At 65.2% G+C, this 15,592-nt stretch carries 13 protein-coding genes and 1 pseudogene; 11 read left to right on the top strand and 3 right to left on the bottom strand.

What is annotated here, in order from left to right; translation table 11 throughout:
* Position 1: 1 nt before the first annotated feature.
* The 4 genes from AC2FNY_RS04015 to AC2FNY_RS04000 all read left to right on the top strand — a co-directional run bounded on the left by AC2FNY_RS04015 (position 2) and on the right by AC2FNY_RS04000 (position 5,288).
* On the top strand, positions 2-1,690 hold the full coding sequence (locus tag AC2FNY_RS04015) for a hypothetical protein (protein ID WP_496801713.1): 1,689 nt from the start codon (positions 2-4) through the stop codon (positions 1,688-1,690).
* Complete coding sequence (locus tag AC2FNY_RS04010; RefSeq protein ID WP_496801712.1) at positions 1,687-2,319, top strand: DUF3726 domain-containing protein; 633 nt, start codon at positions 1,687-1,689, stop codon at positions 2,317-2,319. The genes AC2FNY_RS04015 and AC2FNY_RS04010 overlap by 4 nt, the downstream gene beginning before the upstream one ends.
* A gap of 12 nt (positions 2,320-2,331) precedes the next feature.
* Positions 2,332-3,345: an Ldh family oxidoreductase gene (locus AC2FNY_RS04005; protein WP_496801711.1), complete on the top strand. Its 1,014-nt coding sequence runs from the start codon at positions 2,332-2,334 to the stop codon at positions 3,343-3,345.
* A 107-nt stretch (positions 3,346-3,452) separates the two neighbouring features.
* Positions 3,453-5,288 (top strand): BCCT family transporter, encoded by a 1,836-nt coding sequence (locus tag AC2FNY_RS04000; protein WP_496801710.1) that lies wholly within the window; start codon positions 3,453-3,455, stop codon positions 5,286-5,288.
* Positions 5,289-5,378: 90 nt separating this feature from the next.
* On the opposite strand, the gene pdxR is transcribed toward AC2FNY_RS04000, so the two are convergent.
* Positions 5,379-6,782, bottom strand: a complete 1,404-nt coding sequence (pdxR, locus tag AC2FNY_RS03995; RefSeq protein WP_496801709.1) for a MocR-like pyridoxine biosynthesis transcription factor PdxR — start codon at positions 6,780-6,782, stop codon at positions 5,379-5,381.
* 88 nt (positions 6,783-6,870) lie between these two features.
* On the opposite strand from pdxR, the gene AC2FNY_RS03990 reads away from it, so the two are divergent.
* Positions 6,871-7,578 carry a GNAT family N-acetyltransferase gene (locus AC2FNY_RS03990; protein WP_496801708.1) on the top strand — a complete coding sequence of 236 codons (708 nt, stop codon included), beginning with the start codon at positions 6,871-6,873 and terminating at the stop codon, positions 7,576-7,578.
* Here the strand turns inward: AC2FNY_RS03990 and AC2FNY_RS03985 are convergent.
* The gene (locus AC2FNY_RS03985) at positions 7,575-9,608 is read right to left on the bottom strand and encodes a molybdopterin-dependent oxidoreductase (RefSeq protein ID WP_496801707.1); all 2,034 of its coding nucleotides are present in this window, start codon (positions 9,606-9,608) and stop codon (positions 7,575-7,577) included. The genes AC2FNY_RS03990 and AC2FNY_RS03985 overlap by 4 nt on opposite strands.
* 237 nt (positions 9,609-9,845) lie before the next feature.
* On the opposite strand from AC2FNY_RS03985, the gene AC2FNY_RS03980 reads away from it, so the two are divergent.
* From AC2FNY_RS03980 to rpiB, 3 genes are all read left to right on the top strand, one after another.
* A complete protein-coding gene (locus AC2FNY_RS03980; protein WP_234162688.1) occupies positions 9,846-10,910 on the top strand; it encodes a Hint domain-containing protein in 1,065 nt (354 codons plus the stop codon).
* A 201-nt stretch (positions 10,911-11,111) separates the two neighbouring features.
* The gene (gene rpsD / locus AC2FNY_RS03975) at positions 11,112-11,732 is read left to right on the top strand and encodes a 30S ribosomal protein S4 (RefSeq protein WP_234162687.1); all 621 of its coding nucleotides are present in this window, start codon (positions 11,112-11,114) and stop codon (positions 11,730-11,732) included.
* Between the two features lie 130 nt (positions 11,733-11,862).
* Complete coding sequence (gene rpiB / locus AC2FNY_RS03970; RefSeq protein WP_496801706.1) at positions 11,863-12,312, top strand: ribose 5-phosphate isomerase B; 450 nt, start codon at positions 11,863-11,865, stop codon at positions 12,310-12,312.
* Here rpiB and AC2FNY_RS03965 read toward each other — a convergent pair.
* Positions 12,309-12,767 (bottom strand): Lrp/AsnC family transcriptional regulator, encoded by a 459-nt coding sequence (locus AC2FNY_RS03965; RefSeq protein WP_234139818.1) that lies wholly within the window; start codon positions 12,765-12,767, stop codon positions 12,309-12,311. The genes rpiB and AC2FNY_RS03965 overlap by 4 nt on opposite strands.
* 105 nt (positions 12,768-12,872) lie before the next feature.
* On the opposite strand from AC2FNY_RS03965, the gene AC2FNY_RS03960 reads away from it, so the two are divergent.
* The 3 genes and pseudogenes from AC2FNY_RS03960 to AC2FNY_RS03950 form a co-directional block, all read left to right on the top strand.
* Entirely contained in the window at positions 12,873-14,288 is a 1,416-nt protein-coding gene (locus AC2FNY_RS03960; RefSeq protein ID WP_496801705.1) for an aminotransferase class V-fold PLP-dependent enzyme, read from the top strand.
* 66 nt (positions 14,289-14,354) lie between these two features.
* Positions 14,355-15,440: a histidinol-phosphate transaminase gene (gene hisC, locus AC2FNY_RS03955; protein ID WP_496801704.1), complete on the top strand. Its 1,086-nt coding sequence runs from the start codon at positions 14,355-14,357 to the stop codon at positions 15,438-15,440.
* Positions 15,437-15,592, top strand: a pseudogene (locus AC2FNY_RS03950) (prephenate/arogenate dehydrogenase family protein); the annotation flags it as partial. The gene hisC and the pseudogene AC2FNY_RS03950, both read left to right, overlap by 4 nt.

Here is a 15,592-nt window from a genome sequence, read left to right as displayed (position 1 = left end):
GATGGACACCGCCCCGAACAGGCACATCCAACGCAGGGATCCGGCGACAGTCATGCGGCTGTCGCGGCTGGGGTCGCTGCATCAATGCCGCCTCAGCTTCATGCGCATCCTGACCCGGCGCATGGCGCGCGAGAACTGGAGTTTTTCGCGCCCCGTGTTCCGCATCGACGCGGCGGGTGTGGGCCATGCCGTCTATACCGCGCAGGGACCCGACCGTGCCTATTCGCTGGTGGCCTTTGCCCATGACCTGCCGCCCGAGATGCGTTCGGATCGGGTGATCGCCACCGCCTGGGATGCCACATTCACCCTGTTCGACGGCATCCCGACCGAGGACGATATAGTGCGGCTGTCGCAGAACGTGCCGCTGCAAGAGGCGGGCCGGGTCAGCGAGCGCGAGATTTCGGTCAGCCGGGCCAACCGCTCGGTGCGGCTCTGGGCGCATGTGGTTGACGCGCTGGCGAGCGGGCAACAGCCCGACCGCGCCGAGATCGACAAGGTGGGCTATCTGATGCGCACCACCGCCGTCTATGGCTCGGGCAAGCTGGGCGCGGCGGATCGCGAGCAGATCGCCGACCGCCCCGAGATGCAGGTGCCGTTTCAGGCCGAGATGCTGTCGGTCTATCTGACCCGTGTCTTCGTGCGCGATTTGGTGCAGCACATGGCACGGGCCAAGGGTGGTGAAGGCGCGGTCGATCTGGACCCGGCGCTGGCGCGGCGGATGGGCATCGGCAATTCCACCGGCCTTGGCATGGCGCCCTATATCGTCAACCACCCGGTCCTGTTCAACAACTGGGTCATGGCCCGCGAAGAGGCGATTGCCCGGGTGCGCGGTGTTGCCACCGCCAGCCCCGACGCGACTGCGCAGTTTCGCCGGATGCTGAGGCGCAGCGAGGTGTCGCTGGGCCAGTGGCGTTCCGAACACCCGATCCAGCTTGAGAAACTGGCCGATCTGCGCCGCGACATGGAGGTGCTCTCGCGCCATGTGACGGGCGATGACCTGTTGAACGATCACCCCTGGGACCGGCTGATGCGCTGGGCCGAGGGCGCGCTCAGTGAGGAGGGGCAGGAACTGGTCGCCTCGCTGATCCTGGAACCCTATCCCGATCTGGTGGACGGTCTGGCCAGCTGCATGGCCGATGGCAACCCGGGTGCGTTTCGCATCGACGGGGCCATGCCGATCTCGGAACTGCGTGGCCTGATCGCGGCCAGCTACGCCTGGGCCTTTGATCTGGATTGGACGGTGCCCGAGAATTGCGCCCGCGCCTGGTATGTCTCCGAGGAGAAGCTGGAACCGCGTCTGGGCGAGCGGTTCGACGAGCCGATTGCCGAGTACGAACAGCCGCTGGCCCCGGCCCGCGATGCGGCGGCGGCCCATGCGGCACTGGCCGATTGGGACGGTGCCCGTCCGGTGGCGGAATTCCTGCTGGCCCATCCCGAACACCGCCACACCGTGCGCCGCGCCCAGATGAGCCGAGTGGCCCCATATGGCGAGATCCACGACAACACCATCAGCGCCTCGGTGCTGCCCATCGACATGCTGCGGGCGAAACTTGCCTTCTTTGGCGCTATCCATTTCGACCCCCGTTCGGATCGCTGGGTGCGGATTTGCATGTACGCGGGTGCGCCATACCCCGAGGAGCTTTCGCCCGAGACGGCGGATGACTGGGTCTATCCAGAGGTGCCGGCATGAGCTTTTCCCTCAACGAGATCGAGGCCACCGCCAAACGCGCGACGCGTGGCGCGGGCTATCCCTGGGGCCTTGCCGAAGAGGCGGCCAAGGCGATCCGCTGGCTGGCCGCCCATGATCTGGATGCCTGCGCCGAACTGGCCGGGCTGCTGACCCGGGTCGATGGGGTGTCGCTTGCCGATCTTTCTCCCGACCCAAGGGGCATGACCTGGGCCGCGCCGGGCGGCACGCTCTGCCCGCTGGCGGCGGGGGCGGCGCTTTCGGATCGCGCGGCAGAGCTGTCCGATGCAGGGTTTCGGCTGGAACAGGTGGCCCGGCCCGCGCTGCTGGTGCCCTTTGCCGCGCTGATCGCGCAGCAGATCGGTCGCCCGGTTTCCCTGCGCTGGGGGGGCGGATGTGCCGTCACCGATGGTAAGGCGCTCGACCTTTCCGGCGCGACACCGGACCTTGCGCCTCTGGTCGAGGTGACATTGGGCGGCCAGATCGACGCCGCGACGCCCATGCGCAGCCGCGCCCAACCCGCGCCCGAGACCTGGGCCACCCTGAACCGTTTCGCCCATCGCACCTATGCCCCCGCAACCGAGGAATCCCGGTTGAAGGGCGCAGGCGCGGGACTTTCCGACAATGACTGAACCGAGGACGCCATGACAGCAACCAAAACCCTGAGCCTGGACGAGATCGAAGATCTGAGCTTTCGCGCATTGGTGGCCGCTGGCACCTCCGAGGCCAATGCCCGGCCATTGGCCGTGGCCACCGCCGCGACCGAGGCCGACGGCATCGCCAGCCACGGGTTGCTCTATATCCCGATCTATTGCGAGCATGTGCAATGCGGCAAGGTCGACGGGCGGGCCGAACCCCGGCTCGACCGTCCCGCGCCCTCGGTGCTGACCGCGGATGCGGCGACCGGGTTTGCCCATGCGGCGATCGATCTCGGCTTTGACCAGCTGATGCCGCTGGCGCGCAGCCAGGGCGTTGCCGTTCTGGCGATCCGCAACAGCTATAACTGCGGCGTGCTGGGATATCACACCGCCCGACTTGCGCGGGCGGGGCTGGTGGGGCTGGGCTTTACCAATGCGCCCGCTTCGATCGCGCCCTCGGGCGGATCGAAACCGGTGGTCGGCACCAACCCGTTCTCGCTTGCCGTGCCGGGTGAGGATGGTGAACCGGCGATCTTGATCGACCAGAGCGCCAGCACCATCGCCAAGAGCGAAGTGATGAAACACGCCCGCGAGGGCAAGCCGATCCCGGTCGGCTGGGCACTGGACGCCGACGGCAACCCCACCACCGACCCTGAGGTCGGGTTGAAAGGCTCGATGGCGCCATCGGGGGGCTACAAGGGAGTCGGGGTTGCCCTGCTGGTCGAGACCATGGCCGCCGCGCTGACGGGCGCGACGCTGGGCATCGACGCTTCGCCCTTTTCCGGCACGGCGGGAGGGCCGCCGCGCACCGGACAGTTCTTTATCGCGATCGACCCCGGCGCGACTTCGGGTGACCGGTTTGCCCCATTGGTTGCGCGTCTGGCGGGGGCGGTTCATGATCAGGACAACGCCCATTTGCCCGGCGACGGGCGTCGCGCCCGCCGAATCCGCTCGCGCGAAGAGGGAGTCGCGGTCAACGTCGCGACCCTCGAACGGATCGAAAAGATCATCGCGGCATAAGCGACATTTCAGACGTCGCTTCTGCGACAAAAACCATCGGTCCTGCGTCACTCTGACCGGCGCGGGATCGCTAGAGTAAGCAAATTGTTGCGTCAGGGAGGGATCGCATGTCAATAAAACCACCATTCACAGAGATCGAGGTCAAAAGGGCCGCGTCCGGTTTCTATCAGGGACATAGCGTCGAAATCGCTCTGTTCTCCAAGGCGATCATGGTCGGCCTGGTCCTTTGGGCGCTGGTCTGGCCCGCGAATGCCAATGGCGTTCTGGGCAGCCTGAACTGGCGCCTGCTTGAGGATTTCAACGTCTTCTACATCGTCATCGTCGGCTTCTTTGCCGTGTTCCTGTTCGTGCTGGCGGCGCTGCCGCAGACCGGCAAGCGGATCATGGGTCGGCCCGGCGAGGGCACCGAGTTCTCCAACTTCTCCTGGTTCTCGATGATGTTCGGTGCCGGTCTGGGCGTCGGCCTGATGGTGTTCGCCACCGCCGAACCGCTGGGCCTGTGGGGCTCGAACCCTGTCGTGGTTTCGGGCGCTGTTGCCGGCAACTCCGAGGAGGCGCTGCAATCGGCCTATCGCTACACCTTTGCCCATTACGGCTTTCACGCCTGGGCGATCTATGTGGTGACCGGCCTGGCGCTGGCCTATTACGCCTATACCCGTGACATGCCGCTGACCATCCGTTCGGCGCTGACGCCGCTGTTCGGCCCGCTGATGAACGGGTTCCTGGGCCATGTGGTCGACATTCTGGGCGTGGTGGCAACCATCCTTGGCGTGTCGGTGACCATCGGCTTTGGCGTGTCGCAGTTCATCGATGGTATGTATGCCATCACCGGCATGGAATGGATGATGGACATGACCGGCGAGGCGCCTGCACCGGGCACCGTCGGCCTGATCTCGGGTCTCTTCGTGATCATGGGTCTGTCGGTCATTTCGGCGGTATCGGGCGTGGGCCGCGGCGTGAAGTACCTTTCGAACCTCAACCTGGTGTTGTCGCTGATCCTGCTGTTCACCTTTGTGGTGTTTGGTTCGTTCCTGTTTGCCATGACGACCTATGCCTCGGCGCTGGTGGACTATATCCTCCACTTCCTCTCGATCAGCTTTGGCGCTTATGGCCCGCAGGATCCGGCCGCTTTTGCCGCCGCTCTGCCGACCGAGGCCGCTCCCTATGCCGATGCGCTGCGCGGTGGGGCGACCAATGCCTGGGGCTCGTTTGACGGGTTCAAATCCGGCCTCGAAGGCGAAGCCGCCGCACTGTCCGACGAGGTTCTGGCCGCGGCCTACGCCGCGGGTGAGCCGGGCCGTCAATTCGGCTGGCAGGCAGGCTGGACCACCTTCTACTGGGCCTGGTGGATCGCGTTCTCGCCCTTTGTGGGCCTGTTCCTGGCGCGCATCTCGCGCGGTCGCACGGTGCGTGAGTTCATCGTCGGCTGCCTGTTCGCCCCGGCGCTGGTCTGCTTTGCATGGATGACCGTCCTGGGGGGCACCGCCATCGACCTGGAACTGACCGGCAATGCCAATGGCGCCATCATCGGCGCGTCGAACACCGCCAAGCTGTTCGTGACCCTGGGCCAGATGCTGTCGGGTGGGTTCCTGTCGGCGATTACCGTCATGTGCGTTGTGCTGATCATGACCTTCCTCGTCACCTCGGCGGACTCGGGCATCCTGGTGATGAACACCATCATGTCGGGCGGCGATCAGGAAGTCGGCAACAAGCACAAGATCGTCTGGGGCGTGATCCTGACCGCGGTGATCGGTACGCTGCTGATCGCGGGCAAGACCAATGGCGGCGCCGACCCGATGGAGGCGCTGAAGAGCGCGATGATCATCGGTGCTCTGCCCTTTACCGTGGTGATGGGGCTGATGTGCGTGTCGCTGGTCAAGGCGCTTTATCGCGATGGAAAACGTGAAAAGCTGGGCCTGACCGTGGGCAAGCCGGCCGAGTAAAGCCAATGTGTCGGGCGGTTTGCCGCCCGGCCCCGACCCTTGCAGACGGGCCTGTGCCGGATTGGCGCGGGTCCGTTTCGCTTTTATGTGTCATGCCGTCTCCAGCAGGGCACGCATCGTGTCCAGGGCCGGGTCCATCTCGGCCTCGGAAAAGGCGCAGAACCCCAGGATCAGCCCGTTGCCGCGCCCTGGCACAGCGCAATAGCGCGAGAGGGCGGAAACGGTCAGCCCCGCCGCACGGGCACGCTCGGCCAGCGCCATGTCATCAAGGCCGGGATGCAGGTGCAGCACCGTCTGCATTCCGGCCTGATGGTCGGCGGCGGTTCCATAATCGGCAAACTCCCGCGCCAGCCGGTCCAGCAGATAGCGCCGGCGCTCGCCATAGACCCGCCGCACCCGGCGCAGATGCCGGTAGAACTCGCCGCTCGACATGAACTCGGCCAATGCCTGCTGCGGCATCGAACTGGCCCGGACCCCGAACCGGCGCACGGTCTGGCGGAACGGCTCCAGCAGCGGTTCGGGCGCGATCAGGTAGCCCAGTCGCAGCGCGTTCGAGAAGATCTTGGAAAAGGAGCCGACATAGATGGTGCGGCTCAGCGGATCGAACCCGGCCATGGCGGGGATCGGGCGCCCGGCATAGCGGAACTCGCTGTCATAGTCGTCTTCGATGATCCAGGCATCGCCGGACCGCGCCCATTGTGTCCAGGCACTGCGACGGCTGGGGGACATGGCACCGCCCAGCGGATAGTGATGCGAGGGGGTCAGCACCGCCAGTCGCGGCGCTGTGTCGGGTGGCGGCAGCGTCGCCCCCTGTTCGTCGAGCGGCAGAAAGACCGGCTGCAAGCCCTGTGCCTTGGCAAAGCTGCGCAATGGGCCATAGCCCGGATCCTCGAGCGCGATGACCTCGCCGGGACGCGACAGGCTGCGCATGCAAAGTTCCAGCGCATCGGTGGCCCCGGCGGTGATGATGATCTGTTCGGGCGCGGCCTCGACCCCACGCCAGTCGCGCAGATGTGCAGCGATGGCGCCGCGCAGCGCCGGATTGCCGAAGGCGTCACCGGTCGTGAACATCGCCTGCGGGTTCGAGCGGCAGAGCCGTGCCACGGTGCGCGCCCATTGCCGGTAGGGAAACAGCCGCATGTCCGGCGTGCCCGCCACGAAAGGACGCGCTTTGGCGGGGGCGGTTTCGACCTGCGTCGGTCGGGTACGTGCGGCCGGCGGGGCGGTCTCGACTTCCCCCATGGCACAGACAACATGGCCCGAGCCCTGGCGCGCGCGCAGATACCCTTCGGCCACCAACTGCTCATAGGCGGTTACCACCGTCGAGCGGGACACGCCAAGCTCGACCGCCAGTATCCGTGTGGGCGGCACCGCTGTGCCCTCGGGCAGGGCGCCGGTACTGGCACGGGCGCGGATGGCGCTACAGATCTGTTCAAAGACCGGCACCGGGCTGTTGCGCTCAATCGAGATGGCGGGCCAAGAGGTCTGGCTCATGAAATTGGTTTGCCTGTTTGTTCTGATTTTGGAGGTTAACGGCTGTCCACCTTATGGGCAAACAGAGAGTAGCGCAGGAGGGGCGGAGATGATGGAACGCAGAAACGAACTGGGTCAGCCGATCGGGGCGGCACTGCCGGGTTGGCGGGGATGCCCAAGACCCCGGCGGCAGCAGATGGAAGGCAGCTTTGCCCGGCTGGAGCCGTTGCAGGCGGCCCGTCATGGCGCCGATCTCTGGCACGCCTTCGCCGCCGATACCGAGGGGCATGGATGGACCTATCTGCCCTTTGGTCCATTTGACGGGCAGGCCGACATGACGGCGTTTCTGGAGGCGATGAGCAAGACCGAGGACCCGCTCTATTTCGCCATTTGCGACAGGGTCAGCGGGCAGGCGCAGGGCATTGCCAGCTATATGCGCATCCAGCCCGAGCATGGGGTGATCGAGGTTGGCGGCATCGCCTTTGCGCCGGTTCTGCAACGCAGCCGGGTGGCGACCGAGGCGATGTTCCTGATGATGTCTCATGCCTTCGACACGCTGGGCTATCGTCGTTACGAGTGGAAATGCGACGCGCTGAACGCGCCGTCGCGCCGGGCAGCGGAACGGTTGGGGTTTCACTATGACGGTTTGTTCGAACAGGCCATCGTCTACAAGGGCCGCAATCGCGATACGGCCTGGTTCTCGGTCCTGGATCGCGACTGGCCCGAACTGCGGCAGCGCTTTGTCGATTGGCTGGCGCCCGAGAATTTCACCCCCGACGGTCAGCAACGCCGCAGTTTGGGCGACGACCGGGCCTAGGCCCGATCCACCTCAACAAAGGTCTCGTTGTAACAGGCGCCCCTCTCGATATCTGTTCGGATATCCGAGGGGATCAGCGCATTCACGGTCAGCCCGGTGGAGGAGCTTTCGAGCCAAGTGCCCTTGGGGCTGTAGAGGACGCCGGGCCGGGTGGCGTCGGTGATCTTCAGCCGCAACGCCACCGCGCCACGCCCATTGCGCAGAACCACGGGGTCGCCATCGCTGAGTTCCAGCCGCGCGGCATCCACGGGGTGCATCTCGACCGTCTCGGGGTCAAGGCTGTCGCTATGGCCGCCAAAGGTGGTATTGGTGCGTTTCGACGAACTGGGTGTGATCAGGGTAAAGGGCAGGTCGGGCGCAACCGGATCATGGCGCGGCAGGCCGCAGCCGAACCGATCCTCCAGATCCTGACTGTACAGCTCGATCCGCCCCGAGGGCGTGGCGGGCAGCACGGTGTCGCACATCACCAGCGGCGCATCGGAAGGCCTTGCCATATCCAACGCGCGATCGGTCGGCATTTGACTGGGCGCATGGCCCCCCAAACGCGGATCGGTGCCGTCTATCGCCTGGTCCATCAGCGCCGCGTCGTTGTCGCGGAACTCGGGCTCGTCATAGCCGAACCGGGCGGCCAGCCTGCGGAAGATCTCGGTATTCGGCAGGCTCTCACCCACTGGGGCAATCACCGGTTCGGCCCGTTGCAGCCAGGTCTGCCCATAGGCGCCATAGATATCGTCGAACTCGAAATGACTGGCGGCGGGCAGGATCACGTCGCAATAGGCCATGCTGTCGGTCATGGTCACATCGGCGCCGACGATGAACAGATCCGGCCGGTTGAGCGCGCGGATCATGTTGGATTGGTCCGGATGTGTCGCCACCGGGTTGTGGTTGTAGATCATCAGCGCACGGATCGGCGGGTCCAGCGTCTCGTCCAGCAGATGCGCCGCCACATCGACGATGTTGAACACCCGCGTTCCGGGCTGCTTCAGATGATCGCCCTGAAGTCGTGCCGTGGTGCGCGGAAAGGCGAGGCCGGGCTTGGCGATCACGCCCGCGCCGGGGCGGCCATGCTGGCCGGTCAGCGCGTTCAGGGCCATTGCCGCGCGCAGGCCCGCCCCGCCCGAGCGGCCGCGCTCGATCCCGTTGCCCAGAGAGGTTGCCATGGTGCGCGCTCCGGCGATCCAGTCGGCCAGCATGTGGAACTCGACCGGGGTCAACCCGCAATGGCGCACCACCGCGTCCACGTCATTGGTGCGCGCGGCCTCCAGATACCGGTCGGCGCCCAGCACCCATTTGCCGATGAAACCATGGTCCAGCGCGCCGCGTCGTTCCAGTTCAGCCGCCAGCGCCAGTGCCAGCACCACGTCCGAACCGGGGTGGAGTTGCAGGTGCAGATCGCATTGTTCGGCCAGCTTGATCCGGCGCGGGTCGATCACCACAACCCGCCCGCCCGCCGCGCGGACCCGTTTGAGAAGCCGCATCAGATGCAGGTTCGAGACGGTGACATTGTTGCCCCAGACCAATACCAGGTCGGCCAGCTCGGCCTGTTCCGGTGGCATACCGGGAGCAGAGCCGAACAGACTTGTATACGCGGTGCCGCGCACGCCGCCGCAGAGCGGTCCGCGATCCAGCATCGTCGCACCCATCCGGTAAAAGAACCGCCGGTCCATCGAGCCGCCTGCCAGCTCTCCATGCGGGCCGGCATAGTTCAGCGGCAGCACCGACTGCGGCCCATCTGTGGCGATTGCGCGAGAGAACCCCTCGTGGATCAGGTCGAGCGCACCCTCCCAGCTGATCGGTTCATAGGCCCCCGAACCGCGCGGCCCGGTGCGGCGCAGGGGGTGGGTCAGCCGACGGGGACCATGAACGAAATCAGGGTAATAGCGCGCGACCTTGTTACAGATCACCCCGGCGGTAAAGGGATTGGCCGCAGATCCACGCACCTGCGCAACCCGGCCGTCCTCGACAGTGACGCTCAAACTGCACGTATCCGGGCAATCCAGCGGGCAGACAGAGGGCAGGGTAAGGGTCATCTTGGTCTCCGATCAGAAGGTGAGAGGACAAGATAGCCAAACAGGACTGGTGGAAAACGGCCAAAACAAGTCAAAACAAGCAGACCAATCATCGGCGGGTACCCGCCATTCAGCCTCAGACCGCAACAGTGCGGCCTTAAGAACACGTTTTAAGGGACTGGAAACAAAGTTCTTCCCCTATCGGCGATTATTTGCTACCGAAAAGTTAATAAAAAAACTGAGGCAGGCAGACGGTAAATGAAAACGGGCTTTCGTGGCACGTTCGTCATTTCCTGGTCGCAAACGGATTTGGATGGTCTTGAGGGGGCTCCCCTCGACGCGCTGACCGCGGGGGCGGTCTGGTCATGGCGTGGCGAGACCGTGCAGGTGGATGGGCCCACGGGCGTGTTGCGGCTGGACCGGGCGGACGGAGAAGAGGCGCTGCGCAAACGCGCGGCCCGCAAGGTGAGGCGTCTGGTCGGGGCGGCGGTACAGCATCGTACCGATGTTGAGGCGGTCGAGGTCGAGGACCCCTTGATGGATCAGGCCTTTGTGGTCACCAACGGGGCGCAGAGCTACACCATCACCGTGATCGAAACAGGCAATGGCACGCCGCCGCTGCTGATGTTCATCGACGAATTGCCACCGCGCGATACCGATCTGTGGGTGGTGCATCACAACCTGAACAGCGCCGATCCGCTGCCGGGCGCGCGCGAACGCGGCGGGGTGATCTGTTTCACCCCCGGAACCCGCATCGCCACGCCGACCGGCCCGCGCCTGATCGAGGAGCTGCGCGAAGGTGACAAGGTTCAGACCCGAGACAGCGGCCCGCAGGAGATCCAGTGGATCGGCCAGCGCCGGATGACCGGCGCGCGCCTGTTCGTGATGCCGCACCTGCGCCCGATCCGTATGCGGGTGGGGGCGCTGGGCATCGACCGGCCCGACGCCGAGTTGCTGGTCTCGCCCGAACACCGGATGCTGCTGCGCGGTCCGACCGCGCAGGCGCTGTTCAACACCGACGAGGTGCTGGTACCGGCGCGCGACCTGGTCAATGACAGTACGATCATGGTCGACCTGACCCTGCGCGAGGTGACCTATGTCCACCTCATGCTGCCCAGCCACCAGATCCTCTGGGCCAACGGCATCGAAACCGAAAGCTTTCATCCCGCCCACGCGGCGCTTTCGGCGCTGGCCGAGACCGACCGGCGGCGGCTGTTGCAGCGCATGCCCGAGATCGAGATCGACCCCTACCTCTATGGCGGCTTTGCCCGGCGCAGCCTGACCCCGACCGAGGCGGCGTTGATGTTGCACGAGGCCGCTTGAGGCCGATCCCGGATGCGCGGGCGGTTCATTCCGCGCATCCCCTGCAAAACCCCTGTTGACTCCCCCTGCCGCGCGGCTATAAGCGCGGCTTCATTGGTGTTGGTGGCTCCCGCAAGGGATCGCCTGTCATGCCGCAAGGCAAGAGGACAACGCCCTTCATAGTGGCCCTTTGGGCCTCGACCAAAACGAAGGAGATCAGCCGTGACCAAACGCACGTCTGCCAAGTACAAAATCGACCGCCGGATGGGCGAAAACATCTGGGGTCGTCCGAAATCCCCGGTCAACCGCCGCGAATACGGCCCCGGCCAGCATGGCCAGCGCCGCAAGGGCAAGATGTCCGACTTCGGCCTCCAGCTGCGCGCCAAGCAGAAGCTGAAAGGCTATTACGGCGACCTGACCGAAAAGCAGTTCCGCCGCATCTACGGCGAAGCCGAGCGTGTGAAGGGCGACACCGGTGAAAACCTGATCGGCCTGCTGGAACGCCGCCTGGACGCCGTCGTCTACCGCGCCAAGTTCGTGCCGACCGTCTTTGCCGCCCGTCAGTTCGTCAACCACGGTCACGTTCTGGTCAACGGCAAGCGCGTCAACATCCCGTCCTACCGCGTGAAAGAGGGTGACGTGATCGAGGTGCGTGACCGCTCCAAGCAGCTGGCCTCGGTTCTCGAAGCCGTGTCGCTGGCCGAGCGCGACGTTCCGGATTATCTGGAAGTCGACCACTCGAAGATGACCGCAACTTTCGTCCGTACCCCCAGCCTGGGCGATGTGCCCTACGCAGTGGTGATGGAACCGAACCTGGTCGTCGAATACTACGCCAAGAACTGATCCGTTCAGTTCCCGAGATTTCCGAAAGCCGCGCATATTCTGCGCGGCTTTCTTTTGTCCGGGTTGACCCTGTCGGTCGCTGTGGGTATCGCGCGGCCAAAGCCCTTTGCGCAATTCGGAGCCTGCCGTCATGACCGCCAGCAAACGTATCGTCCTGTCCAGCGACCACGCTGCCATCGAACTGCGTCGCGCGGTTGCCGCGCATATCTCGGCCCAGGGCTGGGAGGTGGTCGATATCGGCCCGCAAACCACCGAAAGCACCCATTACCCCAAACATGGCCGCGCCGCGGCAGAGCGGGTCGCCTCGGGCGATTGCCGGTTGGGGATCATTCTCTGCGGTACCGGTCAGGGCATCATGATGGCCGCCAACAAGGTCGCGGGCATCCGTTGCGGTGTCTGCTCCGATACGTTCTCGGCCCGGATGATCCGCATGCATAATGACGCCAACATGCTCTCGATCGGTGCCCGCGTGGTGGGCGAGGGGCTGGCGCTGGATATCGTCGATGCGTTTCTGTCGGCCGAATTCGAAGGCGGCCGCCATGCAACGCGCGTGGACATGATCGAAAAGCCCGAGGTCTAAAGCGGCAGCGGCCGCCCCTCGGCAATCGCCTCCATCGCGAAATAGCTGGTGACGCTGTCCAGTTCGACCTTCTCAATGAGCCGCTGATAGACCTTGTCATAGCTGGCCATGTCGCGCGTCACCACCTTGAGCTGATAGTCGTAGTCGCCCCCGATGCGGTGGAAATCCACCACTTCGGGGATGGTCAGCACATGTGTGCGGAACTTTTGCAGCCACTCCGCCGAATGGTGGCGGGTCCGCAGCATGACGAAAACCACCAGATCGAGCCCGAGTTTCTCGCGCGCGACGCGGGCGGTGGAGCCTTTGAGCACGCCCTCATCCGTTAGCGCCTTCAACCGCCGCCAGCAGGCATTCTGCGACAGCCCGACACGGTCGGCCAGGTCCCGCTGGCTGAGCGAGGCATCGCGTTGCAGCTCTTTCAACAGCCTTGTGTCAATATGGTCTATCTTTTTCATGCCTTCTATCAAATGACACGAAAAATTGGAAAATCAACTAAAGATAGGTGAGAAAATCTCTGGTTTGTTAGGTCAATCTGCCCTCACCAGCAGGAGGCCGCAGACATGACCCTTTCCCAGTTTCGCCAAGTGATCGAAGGTGATGCCCGTGCCGGACGCCTGGCCGACGGGCTGATCGGAGAAGGGGTGATGATCCCCGGCCTCAACGGGGACGTGCCGCTGGTCTATGCCGATTACGTCGCCTCGGGCCGGGCACTGCGGCAGGTAGAGCGGTATGTGACCGAACATGTCCTGCCGTTCTATGCCAACAGCCATACCGAGGCGTCTTTTTGCGGATCGTACATCACTCGTCTGCGCAGGGAGGCGCGGGACGAGATCGGCCGGTGTGTCGGCGCCACGGAAGACGACACGGTGATTTTTGCCGGGTCGGGCGCCACTGCCGGATTGAACCGGCTGGTCAGCCTGTTTGGGATTGGGGAGGCTGACCGGCCGGTTGTCTTTATCGGGCCATACGAACATCACTCCAACATCCTGCCCTGGCGCGAAAGCGGCGCCAAGGTGGTCGAGATCGTCGAAGCGCCTGAGGGCGGGCCGGATCTGGCAGAGCTGGACGCGGCGCTGCGTGCACACGCGGGCAGCGACCTGATGATCGGCGCCTTTTCGGCGGCCTCGAACGTGACCGGCATCATCACCGACACCGTGCCCGTGACCCGGTTGCTCAAGGCGCATGGCGCGCTGTCGGTCTGGGATTATGCGGGCGGTGGGCCCTATCTGCCCATCGACATGGGCGAGGGCGGGCTGCGCAAGGATGCCATCGTGGTCTCGCCGCACAAGTTTCCAGGCGGCCCCGGTGCCTCGGGCGTTCTGGTGGTCAATCGCGGCGCGGTGCGGCGCGATGTGCCGACTTGGCCCGGTGGCGGCACGGTCAGCTTCGTCTCGCCCTGGGGCCATGATTACAGCCCCGACCTGGCCGCGCGTGAAGAGGCGGGCACGCCCAACGTGATCGGCGATATCCGCGCCGCGCTGGCCTTTATCGTCAAGGACGCGGTGGGCGCGGACGAGATCGCCCGGCGCGAGGCGCTTTATAACACCATGGCGCTGGAGGGATGGGCCGACAATCCGCACCTGATGCTGCTGGGTACCGACAAGGGTCACCGGCTGCCCTTCTTTTCGTTCCAGGTGCGCGACGACGCTGGCCGTCCGGTGCATCAGCAGTTGTTCACCCGGATGCTGAGCGACGTGCATGGCATCCAGGCGCGTGGCGGCTGTGCCTGTGCCGGTCCTTACGGCCACCGGCTGCTGGGGATCGACCGGGCCACCTCCGAGGCGCTGCATGCCGATCTGGCCGCCGGGCGCGAGATGCACAAGCCCGGCTGGGTGCGGCTCAACTTCTCTTACCTGATGGACGAGGCCACAGTGCGCTTCATCATCGACGCGGTGAATGACTTGTCACGGCGGACCGGAGACTATGTGCCGCTCTATCAGGGGGATCCTGCCACCGCGCGCTTCAAGGCCGCATGAGGGAATTGCGTCTTTTCTCAGCCGAATGAGACCGGTATGAGGGGCTAATCTTCAGGAGCGCCCCGCATGAACCAGTTCACCCCGCAGCCCGGCATCATGGATATCGCCCTTTACCAGGGGGGCAAGGCCCATGTGGACGGCGTGGCCAATGTGATCAAGCTCAGCTCGAACGAGAACCCGTTGGGCCCCAGCCCGGCGGGGGTCGAGGCGATCCGGGCCACCGCGGCGCAGGCGCATCGCTATCCCAGCACCGACCATGCCGAACTGCGCGCCGCCATCGGCGCGGTGCACGGGCTGGACCCCGACCGCATCATCTGCGGTGTCGGCAGCGACGAGGTGCTGCAATTCGTGGCCCAGGCCTATACCGGTCCGGGGGACGAGGTGATCTATACCGAGCACGGGTTCTCGATGTATCCGATCCTGGCGCGGATGGCGGGGGCGACCCCGGTTCAGGTGCCCGAGCGTCAGCGCGTTGTCGATGTCGATGCGATCCTGGCCGCCGTCAACGACCGCACGCGGCTGGTCTTCCTGGCCAATCCGGCCAACCCCACTGGCACCATGATTTCCGAGGCCGAGGTGACACGGCTCGCCGACGGTCTGCCCGGTCATGTGCTCTTGGTGCTCGACGGGGCCTATGCCGAATTTGTCGAGGGGTTCGATGGTGGCGCCGGGCTGGTTTCGGCCCGCGACAACGTCATCATGACCCGCACGTTTTCCAAGATTTACGGGCTGGGCGGGCTGCGCATCGGCTGGGGTTATGCGCCGCGCGACATCATCGACGTGCTGAACCGGATCCGCCAGCCCTTTAACCTGTCGACCATGCAGCTGGCCGCGGCCGAGGCGGCGGTGCGCGATCAGGACTGGGTCGCCCGGTGCCGGGAGCAGAACACCACCTGGCGGGGCTGGCTGGCCGCGCGGCTGGCTGAACTGGGCGTGCCCTCGGACGTGTCCTGCGCAAATTTCATCCTGGCCCGTTTCGCCGATCAGGGTGAGGCCGAGGCTTGCGACCTGTTCCTGCAATCGCGCGGCCTGATCGTGCGCCGGGTGGCGGGGTACAACCTGCCTCAGGCGCTCAGGATCACGGTGGGCGATGAGGCCGGATGCCGTGCCGTCGTCGATGCCGTGCGCGCCTTCAAGGAGGGTCGCGCATGAACCCGGTCTATGACCGCGTCGCCCTGATCGGTCTGGGCCTCATCGCCTCGTCCATGTTCTGGGCGATCAAGCGCGCCGGGCTGGCGGGCGAGGTGACGGGCTATGCGCGCTCCGAGGCGACGCGGGACACCGCGCGCCGGATCGGCCTGTGC

It is taken from the genome of Ruegeria sp. BHSC223, assembly GCF_059613025.1.
Note: the sequence above shows the minus strand (reverse complement) of the source record. Positions and strands in the feature narration are given on the sequence as shown.

Coding starts and splice junctions, on each gene's coding strand:
- AC2FNY_RS04015 (WP_496801713.1), top strand. CDS start 2: ATGGACACCGCCCCGAACAGGCACATCCAACGCAGGGATCCGGCGACA.
- AC2FNY_RS04010 (WP_496801712.1), top strand. CDS start 1,687: ATGAGCTTTTCCCTCAACGAGATCGAGGCCACCGCCAAACGCGCGACG.
- AC2FNY_RS04005 (WP_496801711.1), top strand. CDS start 2,332: ATGACAGCAACCAAAACCCTGAGCCTGGACGAGATCGAAGATCTGAGC.
- AC2FNY_RS04000 (WP_496801710.1), top strand. CDS start 3,453: ATGTCAATAAAACCACCATTCACAGAGATCGAGGTCAAAAGGGCCGCG.
- pdxR (WP_496801709.1), bottom strand. CDS start 6,782: ATGAGCCAGACCTCTTGGCCCGCCATCTCGATTGAGCGCAACAGCCCG.
- AC2FNY_RS03990 (WP_496801708.1), top strand. CDS start 6,871: ATGATGGAACGCAGAAACGAACTGGGTCAGCCGATCGGGGCGGCACTG.
- AC2FNY_RS03985 (WP_496801707.1), bottom strand. CDS start 9,608: ATGACCCTTACCCTGCCCTCTGTCTGCCCGCTGGATTGCCCGGATACG.
- AC2FNY_RS03980 (WP_234162688.1), top strand. CDS start 9,846: ATGAAAACGGGCTTTCGTGGCACGTTCGTCATTTCCTGGTCGCAAACG.
- rpiB (WP_496801706.1), top strand. CDS start 11,863: ATGACCGCCAGCAAACGTATCGTCCTGTCCAGCGACCACGCTGCCATC.
- AC2FNY_RS03965 (WP_234139818.1), bottom strand. CDS start 12,767: ATGAAAAAGATAGACCATATTGACACAAGGCTGTTGAAAGAGCTGCAA.
- AC2FNY_RS03960 (WP_496801705.1), top strand. CDS start 12,873: ATGACCCTTTCCCAGTTTCGCCAAGTGATCGAAGGTGATGCCCGTGCC.
- hisC (WP_496801704.1), top strand. CDS start 14,355: ATGAACCAGTTCACCCCGCAGCCCGGCATCATGGATATCGCCCTTTAC.